We start from the raw sequence: 14054 nt of genomic DNA, 5'->3' as shown, positions 1-14054 counted from the left end.
CCCAACCTGTTCCGATTGGGCCAAGTCCTTGAACAATAGACTCAGGGCGCAGTGATTCGAATACTCGCGCCCTAGTCCCCCATCTGATTGCTCTTGAAAGTTATCTCAATTGCGCTGAGCGGCAGCCTTGGCACCCGCAATGCGCCCCAGCACCGAACCCGATGTCAGCCCCGCCCCACCGGCGTATTTGACGTAGTAGAGGTTGCCCACCAACTCGCCCGCGGCGTAGAGCCCGTCAATCGGTTGATCCTCTTCGTCGAGCACCTGGGCCTGGCTGTTGACCTTCAAGCCACCGAACGTGAAGGTGATGCCGCAGGTCACGGCGTAGGCCACGAAGGGCGGACGATCCAGCGGGTTGGCCCAGTTCGACTTGGGCAACTCCAACCCCTGAGTCGCGCGCCCGTCACGGATGGCCGGGTTGAACGGCACATCGCGCTGCACCGCGACATTGTAGGCGTCGAGGGTGTGCAGCAGCGCAGGGCCGTTGACTCCTTCCATCTGCTCGACCAACCCTTGCAGGGTGTCAGCCTGAATGCGCGTCACCTGACGTACCCGGTACTCATCGGGCAACAAGTCGTGGCTGTGCTGATCAAAGATCTGCCAGGCCACGCCGCCCGGTTGCGCCATGACGCTGGCGCCCATGCTGGAGTAGGTGTAGTTGCGAAAGTCCTGGCCTTCATCGACAAAACGCTTGCCGTGCGTATTGACCACCACGCCGAGGTGGAAGTAGTTTTTTTGCTGGTTGAGGCGGTTCAGGTCGCCCATTTGCGGGGCGTTGACGTCATAGAACACCGCATGGCAACCAGACCAGTTGCCGTGTGCCACGGCCCCCACGTCCATGGCCATGCGGATCCCGTCGCCGGTGTTGTAGCGCGACCCACGGACCTTGGCCAGGTCCCATCCCGGCCCCAGGTACTTGGTGCGCCATTCCAGATTGGCGTGAAAGCCACCGGTGGCGAGCACCATGGCTCGAGCGGAAAACTGCCGGCCGTCCGCGCAATGCAGCTGCCACAGGCCATCAGGATCGCGGCTGATGCGCTGGGTCCGACAGCCGTAGAAAATCTCCACGGCGTCTTTTTCGACACGGCGAAACAAGGCATCGACCAGCCCCAGGCCACCACCGGAAACCTCAATGGTCAGGCCACCCCAAAAACGATATTTACCCTCCACCTTGAAGGCCTGGCGCCCATAGATAGGCATGAAGCGCACACCCTTGCCGGTCATCCAGTGCAAGGTATCCAGGCTCTGCGACACCACAGTGTCCAATACTTCGGGGTCGGAGCGGTATTGGCTCATCGAGGCCAACTCCGAGAAAAAATCGTCCTGTGTGTAGGCGCCGAAGTCACTGCTCTGAATTTCACTCTCCAAAAGGTCCGGCATCAGCCGGCGCAAGTCGTCCACGCCCTGGTAAGCCACGCGAAAGGCGCCGCCGGTGTGAGCCGAGTTACCGCCCCGCTGCTCGTGTGGTGCACGTTCGAGCAAGGCCACTCGCACCCCTTGCTCGCGGGCTGAAAGTGCTGCGCAAAGCCCGGCATTGCCGCTGCCCAGCACGATGACGTCGTAAGACTGCATATCCGCTCCTGATCTGTGAACTTCACTATCCATTATCAGCAGAGCCGTACGGGTGGATTTAGCCTGCACGGCCAAAAGGGCTTTTCAACAAAGCCGTAAGGCGGCGCACTGCAGCGAGTGCGCGGGGGAGAAGCAGAGGTTGGCTTACAAAGGAGGCAGCGCGTCGGGTAACAGCAACATGCGATCCCCGGCAAACGCCCCGACGTACACATCACGACCGACCTGCAATGCCGTAGAAGCGCCGTACAACACCCCCTCTTCGGCGCGCAACAGTTCACGACCGGTGCCCTTTAGCGGATCGATCAAGGCCACCACCGACGCGCTGGGGCAGAACTCGTTATGGCTCAGGAAACACCGGCGGAAGGTCTGCACATCCGGCACACCGGCCGTGAGCAGGTGGCCGTCGGCGGTCCAGCTGAGGTTGTCCGGCATAAAGTCGAGGGCGATCTTGCGCACAACTTTTTGCCGCTTGAGGTCGTACTGCCAAACCCCACTGCCAGGCCAGGCGGCGAACCATACAGACTGACCATCCTGGCTGATCTGGACACCATTGGGCGCGGGAGCCTCACTGGCGGGCAGGCGACTCAGACCCTGGGCAGGTTTCCAGCCCAGCAAGTGTCCAGTAGCACGGCCATCCAGCAGTTGCTCCAGGCGCGGGTCAGCCTTCATGGCACTGAAGCTGAACATCGCCGTCACCACGAAACCACCGTCAGGTGTGGCCGCAACATCGTTGAGCATGCTGCCATCGCGGCTTTCCACGCAGCCGCGCCAGATGGCCTTCCAGCTTTTGCCATCGCTTATCGGCTCGAGAAACTCCACCGCTTCACGGCCGTTATGGTTGACCACCAACAACTGCGAACGACCATCGACACGTTTGGACAAGTGAATGCCATGGGCACCCATGGCACCCTGCGGCGCCTTGCAAGAACGCTCTCCCCAACCTGGCTCGGCCTGTCGTTCGATGAGCATATCGGAGACCTTGCGCGAGGCCAGTTCCATCACCCGCAAACGACTGTGATGGCTGTCCGCCAAGCCCGGAGTGGTGCTCAGGAACAGGAAGCCGGCGTCCGGCGACAGCTCCAGATCCTCGGGGGGCGCCATGTCACAGATCGGCGCGTAACCGGCTCCCGCCGTGCATGCGGGCACCTCTTGAGCAGCATGGGCCGCAGTGCTGGCAGCCAGCGTCAAGGCCACGCTGACAATGCGTAAATCAATCATGGTAAACCCCGGTTTTGTTTGAGTTATGGGTCCACGCGTGAGGCAGGTAATCAGGAAATTCGATGCGGCAGTACAGCCGCCGAGCCTCTCGCCGTCATGACAACGAGAGGCGTACGTCAGCGACTTAGTGCTTCAGGAAATCGATAACCAGACGGTTGAACGCGTCAGCGTGCTCCCACTGTGCCCAGTGGCCGCATTGGCTGAACACGTGCAGGCGTGCGTCAGGCAGGCCATTGAGCAGCTTCAGGCTCCAGTCGATGGGCACGAAGCGGTCGTCGCGGCCCCAGGTGATCAGGGTCGGGTGCTTGATATCCGGCAGGTTGGCGGTGAAATCGCCCATCTGGAACTTGCTCAGATCAACGCTCTTGAGGAAATTTTCCAAGTGCTGAGGATTCGCCAGGATGCTCTTGTGACGCAGGCTGATCAGCTCTTCGGTGAGTACGCTTGAGTCGTAGACAAACACGTCGAGCATCTTCTTCAGGTTTTCCATGCTCGGGTCACGGTACACCCCGAACAGCAACTTGATGCCTTCCATTGGTAGCGGCGTAAACAGGCTGGTGCGGCCCACCCCGCCCGAGCCCATCAGGATCATTTTGTCCAGACGCTCCGGGTATTGCACGGCAAAGCCCAGCGCGCTGCCGCCGCCCATGGAGTTACCCACCAGGTGCGCCTTGTCGATGTCCAGTGCATCCATCAGCGCCTTGATCGCACGGGCGTTGATCACAAAACGCGGCTCGGCGGTGACCAGCGGATCGGACTTGCCGAAGCCTGGGCAGTCCATGAGGATCACCCGGTAGCCGGCGTCTACAAACGCATCGACGTTGCGGTGAAAGTTGGCCCACCCTGTGGCACCGGCACCGGAGCCATGGACCATGATCACCACCGGACCTTCGCCGGCCTCGTTGTAATGCATTTTCCACTCAGGTGTTTGCACGAACTTGCTGGTGTTTTCTTGGGTAAATCGACTCATGGAAGTTAGTCCTTGTTATGGTTGTTTGGTCGCAACGAAAGAGAGCAACGACTGTGCCAGTCAGTTGAACGGGGTCAAAAATTAAAGATAATTCGTTAATAATCAGCTGCTTAGAATTGAAAACCGTCACCATGAACGCCCCTCGCTGCTGGCATTCACGATCCCGCGGATTCAGAAGTTTTTGCAGATTCATGAAAATCGACATGAAAAACATGAATCCGTTGAGCGCGCCGTCACCGATGCCTTGAAGAGTTCAGGTAACGGCTCCTGCCATCTGGCGAACGTTATCGATGCACGTGTTGGGTGATGGCGTCGTAACCCGCCGTCGCACATTCGCAGTCCTGCTCTTCACTGGCGCCGGACACGCCGATCGCGCCGACCAGACGATCGCCCAGGTGCAACGGCAAGGCGCCCCCCATGGGCACCAATCTCGGCCGCAGGATCAAACACTGGCGGACGTGGTCGGGGGCATCACGCAAACGCTTGCCGACATCAGCGGTGGGCAGGCCGAAGGACACTGCGGTCAACGCCTTGTCCTGGGCCAGATCGATGGTATGCAGCGGTGCTCCTGCACTTCGACCGAAGGCCAGCAGATGCCCGCCGCCGTCCAGTACCGCGACGCTGACCCGCCAGCCATGGTTGCCGGCGTGCCGCAAGGCCGTGTCCAGCGCCAACCGGGCGGCCGCCATGCTCAGCGGGTCGGCCAACTGGGTGTCGGCCAAGGGAATGTCCAGATTCATACACAGATTTCCTTAAGAGAGTCAGGGTTGTGCGGGTGGCTCGACCACGCCGGCCCACTCGACATAGCGCCGCCATGTGGCCTTCAGTGTGGTCACCCGATCGGGTTGCTCAGCGGCCAGATCATGGGTTTCGCCTCGGTCGCTGGCGAGGTTGAACAAGCGCCAGCGATAAGGCTGATCGGGTTTGGGGGGCGTGCCATCCGGGGCATAGGCAGAAACCAGTTTCCAGTCGCCATCGCGCACATAGGGCTGACCGAACAACTCGCCGGCGACCTGCGGGGTACGTCCTGGGGCTTGGCCGGTCAGCATTGGCAGCAGCGACTGACCGGTAAACGGTAACTTGCCGGCGGGTGCGTCGCCGGTCAGTAGACCAGCCACGGCCAGGAACGTCGGCGCCAGGTCGTCAACCCGCCCATAGCCGTGCAGGATGCGTCCTTGTGCAGCGCCCAGTTTGGCCGGCAGACGTATGATCGCCGGCACCGCAATACCGCCTTCAGCGCTGGTGCCCTTGACCAGGCTCATCGGCGTCGAGCTGACTTCAGCCCAGCGGTACCCGTAGCTCACATTGGAGCCCTTGCGCCCGAGATTGGGCAAGGCGTTATTCGTATGCGCATCGTTCGGTGAATAGCCCTTGGCGTGGTCCTCGCCTGCGGCGCCGTTGTCTGACATAAACACGATCAGAGTGTTCTCATACTCACCGATCTGCTTGAGGTAAGCGATCAATCGACCGATGTTCATGTCCAGGTGCTCGACCATCGCCGCGTAGATTTCCATCTTGCGGGCCTCGACCTCGCGCTCGGCATCGCTCAGCTGTGCCCAGCGCTTGCCCGGCACATCGGCAGGAGCCGCTGGCGGGAAGTCCTGCGCGAACAGACCGAGCTGCTTGAGCCGCGCCAAGCGCTCGGTGCGGATCACGTCATAACCACCGGCATAGCGACCGCGATATTTGTCGAGGTAGGCGTCTGGCGCCTGTAACGGCCAGTGCGGCGCGGTGTAGGCCGCATAGGCGAAAAACGGTTTGCCACTGCTGCGTCCGGCGTCGATATAGCCGATCAGCTTGTCGGTGTAGGCGTTGCTGGAGAAGAAGGTGTCCGGTAGATCGACTGGTTTGCCGTCCTCTCGGTAGCTGACATTCTCGATGCGCACCTGCGAGCCAGCCAGCGGTTTGAAGTGGCTGGCACCGCCGTCGAGCAGGCTGAACGAGTGGTCGAAGCCCCAGGCCTCCGGGCCCTGCCCCGCTGCCTTGCCGAGATGCCACTTGCCGGCCATGTAGGTGACGTAGCCACCGTCCTTGAGCCGCTGCGCGATGGATTGGGCACGCGGGTTGAGATAGCCCTCATAGCCCGGCCGCCCTTGAACACGCGGGGAAAATGGCAGCACTTCGGCCATGCTGCCCAGCCCGACCAAATGGCTGTCGGTGCCTGAAATCAGCATCGAACGCGTTGGCGAACAAGCCGCCGCCGCGTAAAAGCTGCTAAAACGTACGCCCTGCCGGGCAAGTTGGTCGAGACTGGGGGTAGCAATTTCGCCGCCGAAGCTGGCGATATCGGAGAAGCCGAGGTCATCGGCGAGAATCATCAGGATGTTGGGTTGGCCGGCAGCGAAGGTACTCGTCGGCAGCAGCCAAGCCAGCAAGGCCAAGCATTTCAAAGGTGTCATGGCGAACTCTCTTATTGTTGTGACGCCGACCCAGTAACGCTCCCGTCGTTGCCGGGTTGGCAAGACCAGGCCGACGGCTTACGTCGACAGCACGTCACCACCCTTCAGTAAATCCAGCGCGACGTCGACGATCATGTCTTCCTGGCCACCGACCATCCGGCGCCTGCCCAGTTCGACCAGGATGTCGAGGGTCTTCAGGCCGTACTTGGCCGCAGCGATTTCGGCGTGGCGCAGAAAGCTCGAATAGACCCCGGCATAGCCCAGGGCCAGGGTTTCACGGTCGACGCGCACCGGCCTGTCCTGCAGCGGGCGGACGATGTCGTCGGCAGCGTCCATCAGGTTGTAGAGGTCGGTGCCATGGTTCCAGCCCAGGCGTTCGGCGGCGGCGATAAATACTTCCAGCGGCGCGTTGCCGGCCCCAGCACCCATGCCGGCCAGGCTGGCGTCGATACGGTCGCAACCTTCCTCGACCGCGGTGATCGAGTTGGCCACCCCCAGGCTCAGGTTGTGGTGAGCGTGAATGCCGGTCTCGGTTTCCGGCTTGAGCACGGCCTTGAATGCACGGAAACGCGCGCGCACGTCCTGCATGTTCATCGCCCCGCCGGAGTCGGCCATGTATACGCAGGTCGCGCCGTAGCTCTCCATCAGCTTGGCCTGTTGCGCCAACTGCTCGGCCGGGATCATATGGCTCATCATCAGGAAACCGACGGTGTCCATGCCCAGCTCGCGGGCGTACTCGATGTGCTGTTTCGAGACATCCGCTTCGGTGCAATGGGTGGCGATGCGCACCACCCGGGCACCGGCGTTGTAGGCGGCCTTCAAATCGTGAACCGTGCCAATGCCAGGTAACAACAGAGTGGTGATCTTGGCGTGACTGATGACATCGGCCGCCGCTTCGATCCACTCAAGATCGGTATGGGCGGCGAAGCCGTAGTTGAAACTGGAACCTTGCAGGCCGTCGCCGTGGGCCACTTCGATCGAGTCGACCTTGGCCTTGTCCAGGGCCCGGGCGATGTCCTGCACGTTCTGCAGCGAGTATTGGTGGCGCACCGCGTGGCTACCGTCACGCAGGGTCACGTCGGAGATGTAGAGTTTTTTGCCGGGATTGAAAGTCATCAGATAGCTCCTCAGGCGTTCAGCATCGACTGCGCCATACGCTCGGCGGTAGCCAAGGCAGCGGAGGTCATGATGTCGAGGTTGCCGGCGTAGGCTGGCAGGTAATGGGCGGCGCCTTCGACTTCGAGAAACACCGAAGTCTTCAGCCCAGAAAATGTTCCCAGGCCAGGAATGTTCAACGGCGCGTCTTCGGGGATAACGTCGAACTGCACTTTCTGTTTCAGGCGATAACCCGGCACGTAGGCCTGCACGGCGGCCGCCATCTCGACGATGGAGGCCTCGATTTCAGCCTGGTCAGCCGCTTCGGACAGCACGAACACCGTGTCGCGCATCATCAGCGGCGGCTCGGCCGGGTTCATCACGATGATTGCCTTGCCCTTGGCTGCGCCGCCGATTACTTCGATAGCCTTGGAGGTGGTTTCGGTAAATTCATCGATGTTGGCGCGGGTACCGGGACCGGCGGATTTACTGGCGATCGAGGCGACGATTTCGGCGTAATGCACCTTGGCGATGCGCGACACCGCTGCGACCATCGGGATGGTGGCCTGGCCACCGCAGGTGACCATGTTGACGTTGAGCTGGTCGAGGTTCTGTTCCAGGTTGACCACCGGCACGCAGTACGGGCCGATGGCTGCGGGGGTCAGGTCGATCAGGCGGATGCCAGGTTTGGCCGCGCGCAGGCTCGCGTCATTCTTGATATGGGCCCCGGCACTGGTGGCATCGAAGACAAAATCGATTTCATCGAATTCCGGCAGTGCAATCAGCCCTTCAACACCTTCGTGGGTGGTCGTCACACCCATGCGTTGGGCACGGGCCAAGCCGTCGGAGCCAGGGTCGATGCCGACCATGGCAGCCATTTCCAGGTACCGGGAATTGCGCATTACTTTGATCATCAGGTCGGTGCCGATGTTGCCGGAGCCGACGATGGCAACCTTGAGTTTCTTGCTCATGAATATTCTCCGCAATGTCAGTCAAAGCGCACGGAACAACTGCCGATACCGGCAATGCTCACCCGCAAGTTGTCCCCGGCCACCACTGGCACCATCGCCGACAGCGCACCCGACAGAATCACCTCCCCGGCCTTGAGGTTCATCCCCAGCCGGCCCAAGGTATTGGCCAGCCACGCCACGGCGATTGCCGGCGAGCCCATGGTCGCGGCCCCAGCGCCGGTGCCGACGATGCGGCCGTTTTTCTCCAGCACCATGCCGGTGGTAAACAGATCGAGCTGGCGCGGATCAACCAGGCGGTCGCCCAGCACGAATACGCCGCATGAAGCGTTGTCCGCGACGGTGTCCTGAATCTTGATCTTCCAGTCGCGGATGCGTGAATCGACGATCTCGAAGCACGCCATGACCCCCTCGGTGGCGCGCAGTACATCCGCTACCGTCACCCCGGGACCCACCAAGTCATGCTTGAGTACGAAAGCGATCTCGCCCTCGGCCTTGGGTTGAATCAGCCGAGCGATCGGCACCGAGGCGCCCTGCTCGACCACCATGGCATCGGTGAGTTGGCCGAAATCCGGCTGGTTGACCCCGAGCATGTCCATCACGGCCTGGCTGGTAACACCAATCTTCTTGCCGATAAGCCGTTCGCCACTGTCCAGGCGCCGGGCAATCAGCCGTTGCTGGATGCCATAGGCTTGCTCCAGCGTCAGTTGCGGATGACTTTCGGTCAGCGGCGCAATGGCCTGGGCCTCGCGCAGCGCGGTGAAGAGCCGGTCGCCCAGTCGGTCGATATCCACGGAAAAATCATTCACGTTCATTACTCCTGCCAACCTGTGGCGAAAATGCGCTCATAAGCAGCGGCTTTATTAAATGGCTCATGGTTCACGCACAGGACTCCTTGACAACGGCGGCCGGTTCGGCGGCAGGTTTGGAGGGGGACAACAGAAAACAGGCCAGCGCTGGCACCAGAATCAACGCCACCAACATGTTGCAAAGGAACATGAAGGTCAGCAGCACGCCCATGTCGGCCTGGAACTTGATCGGCGAGAACACCCAGGTGACCACACCCAGGGACAGGGTCAGGCCGGTGAACACCACTACCCTGCCGGTGAACTGCAGCGCCTGGCGATACGCCACGGCGAGAGTGGCGCCACGGCGCAACCAAAACAGCATGACGCTGAGGATGTAGAGCCCATAGTCGACGCCGATGCCAACTCCCAGCGCTACGACCGGCAAGGTGGAGACCTTCAGGCCCATGTCCAGCTTGACCATCAAGGCTTCGGCCAACAGTGACGTCAGGATCAGCGGCAACACCGCGCAGACCACAGCACGCCAGGAATGGAAAGCGAGAAAGCACAGCAGCGTCACGGCCAGGTAAACCCCGAGAAGCATCTGCGTGTTGGCCTGCTTCACCACGATATTGGTAGCGCTTTCAATGCCAGCGTTACCGGCCGCCAGGATAAATTTCGCCTGCTCGTCATTGAACCTCTGAGCGAAGTGTTCGCTGGTCTGCACCACGGCGGCCAGGGTGTCGGCCTTGTGGTCCTTGAGGTAGGCGTAGATCGACAACAAGTCGCAGGTACCGTTGAACAGCTCGCGCGGCGCACGTATGGCGGCTGCGTTAATCATGGCCTGGTTGGGTAGAAGCTCATCCCACTTGAAGTTGCCTTCGTTCATGCCGACGTTGATCTTGCGCGCCAGCCCTGTAATAGCGTTGGTGGTTTCCACTCCCGGCAGTTGTCGCAGCCGCCATTCGAGCTCCTCCACCTTGCGCAAGGTGTCGTAATTGATGCACTGCCCTGCAGGCGTCTTGACCATGACCACGAAAACATCGCTGCTGGCTTGGTAGTGTTCGATCATGAACTGGTTGTCGCGGTTGTAGCGCGAGTCGGCGCGCAGCTCGGGCGCACCAGGGTCGAGGTCACCGACCTTCAGCTCCTTGCCCACCAACACCGCAGCCGCCGCGATCAGCAGCGCCAAGCCAATGGCGACCGCCGCTGCGCGCGGCTGGGTGAAACGCTCGAAAGTGCTGACCAGGAGCGGTGGCCGGGCCCCCTCTCCTTCACGGCGCAGGCTACGGGCCGCGGCCTGCGGTGAGACGCCGGTGAACGAGAGCATGATTGGCAACAGCGCCAGGTTGGTGAACACCAGAATCGCCACGCCCAGGCTGGCAATAATTGCCAGCTCCCTGATCACCGGTACATCAACGATGGTCAGCACGGTGAAGCCGACCACATCGGCCAGCAGTGCGGTCATGCCGGCAGCGAACAGGCGGCGAAAGGTATAACGCGCAGCGATCAGTTTGTGCGTACCACGGCCGACGTCCTGCATGATGCCGTTCATCTTCTGCGCACCATGGCTGACGCCAATGGCATAGACCAGAAAAGGCACCAGAATGGAATAGGGATTGAGCTCGTAACCCAACAACGGCAACAAGCCGAGCAGCCAGGTCACGCCAATCAGCGTGCAGCCTTGAACCACCAAGGTGCTGCGCACGCAACGTGTGAACAAATACAGGATCGCCGAAGTGATCAGCACCGCGACGGCAAAGAACGCCAGCACCGCATAGAGCCCTTCGATCAGGTCGCCCATGACTTTTGCGAAACCGATGATGTGGATGTCCACGCTCCCGGCCTGATACTTCTGGCGCAGTTGCTCCAAACCATCGGTAAGGGTTTTGTAGTCCAGTGCCTGACCGGTCTTGGGGTCTACGTCCAGCAAGGGCAGGTAAATGATGGTCGAGCGCAGGTCAGGCGCGACCAATTGGCCGATTTCCCCGGAGCGCTCGACGTTGGCGTGCAGGGCCTCCAGGCTCTCGCGGCTGCCATCGAAGCCGTCGGGCACCACCGGACCGCCATCGAAACCCTCCTCTGTCACTCCCTGCCAGCGTGTCGCGGGAGTCCACAGCGAGCGCATGAAGGCGCGGTCGACGCCTGGCAACAGGTACAGGTCGTCGTTGATCTTGCGTAGGGTCTCCATGTACTGCGCACTGAAAATGTCGCCCTCGCCGCGCATGGCCACGGCGACGCGCAGGGCGTTGCCGGCCCCCTTGAGATCACCGGCGTGCTCGAGGTAGTTGAGGGTGAAGGGATGATGCGCAGGTATCGTCTTCAGGTAGCTGGCATTGAGCCGAACCTGGCTGGCGCTGAAACTCAGCAGCAGCGTCAGCAACAGGCACACGCTAATGACCAGAATGCGATGATTAAACAACAATCTCTCCAGGCGATTGCCTGAACGCTTGTCGAAATCCGCCAGCGAAGCGATGGCGGTGAAGCCGTCGGATGAACTGATAGCCATGGTCAGTAACCTTCTCTACAGGCCGGCCTGGCGCAACGCGCTCGGCGGGAAGCGGGTGATGCCGTTGGTACCGACGGCGAGGCTGCCGCCATCGCGTGTCGCCAGCAATGCGATCAGAGGAAAGCGCTGTTGCGCATTGACTGCCGTGAACGTGCGCCCATCGTCACGACTCAACCAGCCGGTACCGGACTCATCGGCCAACAGCAGGCTGCCATCGGCCAGGCGGGTGCCGGCGGTCAGGCTCTTGCTGGTTGCCAATGCCACGACCTGCCAGCTGGCGCCCTGGTCAGCGGAACGAAACAGGTGCCCGCGCAGGCCAAAGGCCAACAGGTTGTTATTGGCCGTTGCGAGCAGGCCGAAAAAGCTGCCGTCGTAAGGTTGCTCGAGCCGAGTGAAATGCCGAAGTTGAGTGTCAATGCACATCAGGCCGCCGAGCTCGCCGGCCAGATAAAGGTGCCCGGCAAGCAGTTGCACGGCATTAAGGTGATGTGAATCACTGCCTTCAAGCAACTCGGTCACCGGCGTCCAGTGCTTGCCGCCATCAACGGTAGAAAAGGCCAGACCATAGGCACCTACCACGACAACTTGCTGTGCGCTCAGGCATTGCGCGGCGAGGAACGGCTTGTCAGCCCCCTCCTCGACCAGCCGACGAGCTTCGTCGATACGCTCAGGATCGTTGCGACTCAATTGCTCAATGGCCTGGGCAGCCTGGAAGCCGTCCCACTGCAGGATCCAGTTCTGGCCACCATCTTCGGTTTTGAGGATGACCCCGCGATGACCGACCGCCCAACCGCTACTGGCATCGGCGAAGCACAGCCCCGTAAGGCTTACCGACACCGGCACGTTGGCCTGTTTCCAGTGCTGGCCTTGGTCGTCGGAGTAGAGGATGTGGCCGCGCACACCGGCGACGACCAGACGCTCGCCAGCCTGGGCGATGGCGTTGAGCGCCGAGCGTGGTGCCAGCGCACTGAACGCAGCCTTCTGTTTCAGCGTATCGGGCGCGCCCTTATCGGGCGCGGCATCGATTGCGAAGCCGGGCTGCGCAAACCAGCCGAGCACGCTGAGAACGAGCCCACAGGCCAGACCATATTTTTTGTTATTCACCGTAAACCTCCGGTAAGTCTGGCGACCTGCCCTGTACCAGGGCAGGTCGCAGGGAAGATCAGCGTGCGCTCATTTTGGTCAGCGACTCAGGTGCGAAGAAGCTGTCGCGGCGGCGCTCGACGATCTGGTACTGCTCGTCGCCGGCATCGCCCAAGGCGCAGTTATAGATCCACGCCTTGGTGCGGTGGTCATGGAAGAAGCCGGTGCAGTAGTTGACGGTGGCCGGGATGTCCGGGGCGGCAAACGGGGTGGTCAGTGCAGTACGCCACAGCGTGCCCTCTGCGTCCCAGCCGTCGATGCTGGCGTTGCCCCAGTTGTCCTCGTCGTAATAGAACATGCGCTTGGGCACAGCATGGCGCTTGCCGGGCTTGAGGGTCGCCTCGACCACCCAGACACGGTGCAATTCCCAACGCATGAAGTCAGGTTTGACGTGGCGCTTATCCATGACGTCCTCGTCACCATGGGTGAGCAGCGCGTTGTTGTTGTAGGGGATCAATATTTCCTTCTTGCCGATCAGCTTCCAATCGTAACGTTCCGGCGAACCGGCACCGCCGAAGGTTTCGTCAACAAAATTGACCCCCGAGGCGACAGCGTTGGGCGTGTCGAAGTTGATGCTCGGCGCGCGGCGCACGCGGCGCTGGCCGGCCAGGTATTGCCAGAGGGTACGGCCTTTTACGTAGTCGGTGACGTTGTGCACCATCAGCGCTTCACCCGCGCGAAATGCCGGTGCATAGGTCAGCTGGATGGCTAGCATGTAGTTCGGGTTTGGCGCCGTCTCGGCGGTCAGCTCCTTGTAATAGTACGGGTACTGGCCTTCGTCGATCGCCGCGGTGGCCAGCACGCGCTGGCCATCGGTGGTGGTGGTCCACACCTTGTACTTGCTGTGAGTTGCCTCGCCGCGCCACAGCGTCTGGTGATTCCACATCACCTCGTTGCCGCTCTTCGGAATCGGGAACGGCACACCACCATAGGCGCCCTTGACCACCAACCCATCGGCTTCCAGGGTGGCTTGGGTGGCATTCTTTAAGGTGTTGTCGTAGACCCACTGCGGCGCCGCCGCGGTACGGCGAGTGGGGTAGACGTCGAGCTTGAAGGTCTGTGGATTGTCCTTGAGCAGCTGCTTGACGCCGTCGGTGAGTTTGTCGGCGTATTGGCTCATGTTGGCGGCTGTCACACTGTACAGCGGCTTGTCATCCTTGAACGGATCGAAGGCGCGGTGCCCTTCCTGGAAGCCGGCCGGTACCTGAGTGTAGCCCCCGGTCCAGGCGGGAATGCTGCCGTCAGCGTTACCGGCGCGCTCGGCACCCAGCGGCGTCAAGGAGCTTTTTAGCGCCTGCGCCTCGGCACCACTGACAGCACCATGGGTGACCGAGGCCGACAGTGAAAGGGTAAGGCAGGCGAGCAATTGAGTGATCTTATTCTTGTGCATGACAA

At 61.3% G+C, this 14054-nt stretch carries 11 protein-coding genes; all 11 read right to left on the bottom strand.

What is annotated here, in order from left to right:
- Window positions 1-105 precede the first annotated feature (105 nt).
- The gene (gene tcuA / locus AC3IX4_RS11940; RefSeq protein WP_489260720.1) at window positions 106-1572 is read right to left on the bottom strand and encodes an FAD-dependent tricarballylate dehydrogenase TcuA; all 1467 of its coding nucleotides are present in this window, start codon (window positions 1570-1572) and stop codon (window positions 106-108) included.
- Between the two features lie 144 nt (window positions 1573-1716).
- On the bottom strand, window positions 1717-2790 hold the full coding sequence (locus AC3IX4_RS11935) for an SMP-30/gluconolactonase/LRE family protein (protein WP_489260719.1): 1074 nt from the start codon (window positions 2788-2790) through the stop codon (window positions 1717-1719).
- Between the two features lie 124 nt (window positions 2791-2914).
- The gene (locus tag AC3IX4_RS11930; RefSeq protein WP_489260718.1) at window positions 2915-3760 is read right to left on the bottom strand and encodes an alpha/beta fold hydrolase; all 846 of its coding nucleotides are present in this window, start codon (window positions 3758-3760) and stop codon (window positions 2915-2917) included.
- 284 nt (window positions 3761-4044) lie between these two features.
- Entirely contained in the window at window positions 4045-4500 is a 456-nt protein-coding gene (locus AC3IX4_RS11925) for a GlcG/HbpS family heme-binding protein (RefSeq protein ID WP_489260717.1), read from the bottom strand.
- A 21-nt stretch (window positions 4501-4521) separates the two neighbouring features.
- Window positions 4522-6159 carry an arylsulfatase gene (locus AC3IX4_RS11920; protein WP_489260716.1) on the bottom strand — a complete coding sequence of 546 codons (1638 nt, stop codon included), beginning with the start codon at window positions 6157-6159 and terminating at the stop codon, window positions 4522-4524.
- 78 nt (window positions 6160-6237) lie between these two features.
- Window positions 6238-7275, bottom strand: a complete 1038-nt coding sequence (gene dmpG / locus AC3IX4_RS11915) for a 4-hydroxy-2-oxovalerate aldolase (protein ID WP_489260715.1) — start codon at window positions 7273-7275, stop codon at window positions 6238-6240.
- Between the two features lie 11 nt (window positions 7276-7286).
- Window positions 7287-8225 carry an acetaldehyde dehydrogenase (acetylating) gene (locus tag AC3IX4_RS11910; protein ID WP_489260714.1) on the bottom strand — a complete coding sequence of 313 codons (939 nt, stop codon included), beginning with the start codon at window positions 8223-8225 and terminating at the stop codon, window positions 7287-7289.
- 17 nt (window positions 8226-8242) lie between these two features.
- Complete coding sequence (dmpE, locus tag AC3IX4_RS11905) at window positions 8243-9031, bottom strand: 2-oxopent-4-enoate hydratase (protein ID WP_489260713.1); 789 nt, start codon at window positions 9029-9031, stop codon at window positions 8243-8245.
- A 70-nt stretch (window positions 9032-9101) separates the two neighbouring features.
- Complete coding sequence (locus tag AC3IX4_RS11900; RefSeq protein WP_489260712.1) at window positions 9102-11516, bottom strand: efflux RND transporter permease subunit; 2415 nt, start codon at window positions 11514-11516, stop codon at window positions 9102-9104.
- Window positions 11517-11531: 15 nt separating this feature from the next.
- Window positions 11532-12620, bottom strand: a complete 1089-nt coding sequence (locus AC3IX4_RS11895; protein ID WP_489260711.1) for a WD40/YVTN/BNR-like repeat-containing protein — start codon at window positions 12618-12620, stop codon at window positions 11532-11534.
- A gap of 58 nt (window positions 12621-12678) precedes the next feature.
- Window positions 12679-14049, bottom strand: a complete 1371-nt coding sequence (locus tag AC3IX4_RS11890) for a DUF1329 domain-containing protein (RefSeq protein WP_489260710.1) — start codon at window positions 14047-14049, stop codon at window positions 12679-12681.
- Between the last annotated feature and the right edge of the window lie 5 nt (window positions 14050-14054).

It is taken from the genome of Pseudomonas sp. KH_021 (assembly GCF_057838865.1).
Note: the sequence above shows the minus strand (reverse complement) of the source record. Positions and strands in the feature narration are given on the sequence as shown.

What these genes read in the sequence shown, in the direction of transcription:
- AC3IX4_RS11930 (WP_489260718.1), bottom strand. Translation starts at nt 3,760, where the DNA reads ATGAGTCGATTTACCCAAGAAAACACCAGCAAGTTCGTGCAAACACCT.
- AC3IX4_RS11935 (WP_489260719.1), bottom strand. Translation starts at nt 2,790, where the DNA reads ATGATTGATTTACGCATTGTCAGCGTGGCCTTGACGCTGGCTGCCAGC.
- AC3IX4_RS11900 (WP_489260712.1), bottom strand. Translation starts at nt 11,516, where the DNA reads ATGGCTATCAGTTCATCCGACGGCTTCACCGCCATCGCTTCGCTGGCG.
- dmpG (WP_489260715.1), bottom strand. Translation starts at nt 7,275, where the DNA reads ATGACTTTCAATCCCGGCAAAAAACTCTACATCTCCGACGTGACCCTG.
- AC3IX4_RS11925 (WP_489260717.1), bottom strand. Translation starts at nt 4,500, where the DNA reads ATGAATCTGGACATTCCCTTGGCCGACACCCAGTTGGCCGACCCGCTG.
- tcuA (WP_489260720.1), bottom strand. Translation starts at nt 1,572, where the DNA reads ATGCAGTCTTACGACGTCATCGTGCTGGGCAGCGGCAATGCCGGGCTT.
- AC3IX4_RS11890 (WP_489260710.1), bottom strand. Translation starts at nt 14,049, where the DNA reads ATGCACAAGAATAAGATCACTCAATTGCTCGCCTGCCTTACCCTTTCA.
- AC3IX4_RS11920 (WP_489260716.1), bottom strand. Translation starts at nt 6,159, where the DNA reads ATGACACCTTTGAAATGCTTGGCCTTGCTGGCTTGGCTGCTGCCGACG.
- AC3IX4_RS11910 (WP_489260714.1), bottom strand. Translation starts at nt 8,225, where the DNA reads ATGAGCAAGAAACTCAAGGTTGCCATCGTCGGCTCCGGCAACATCGGC.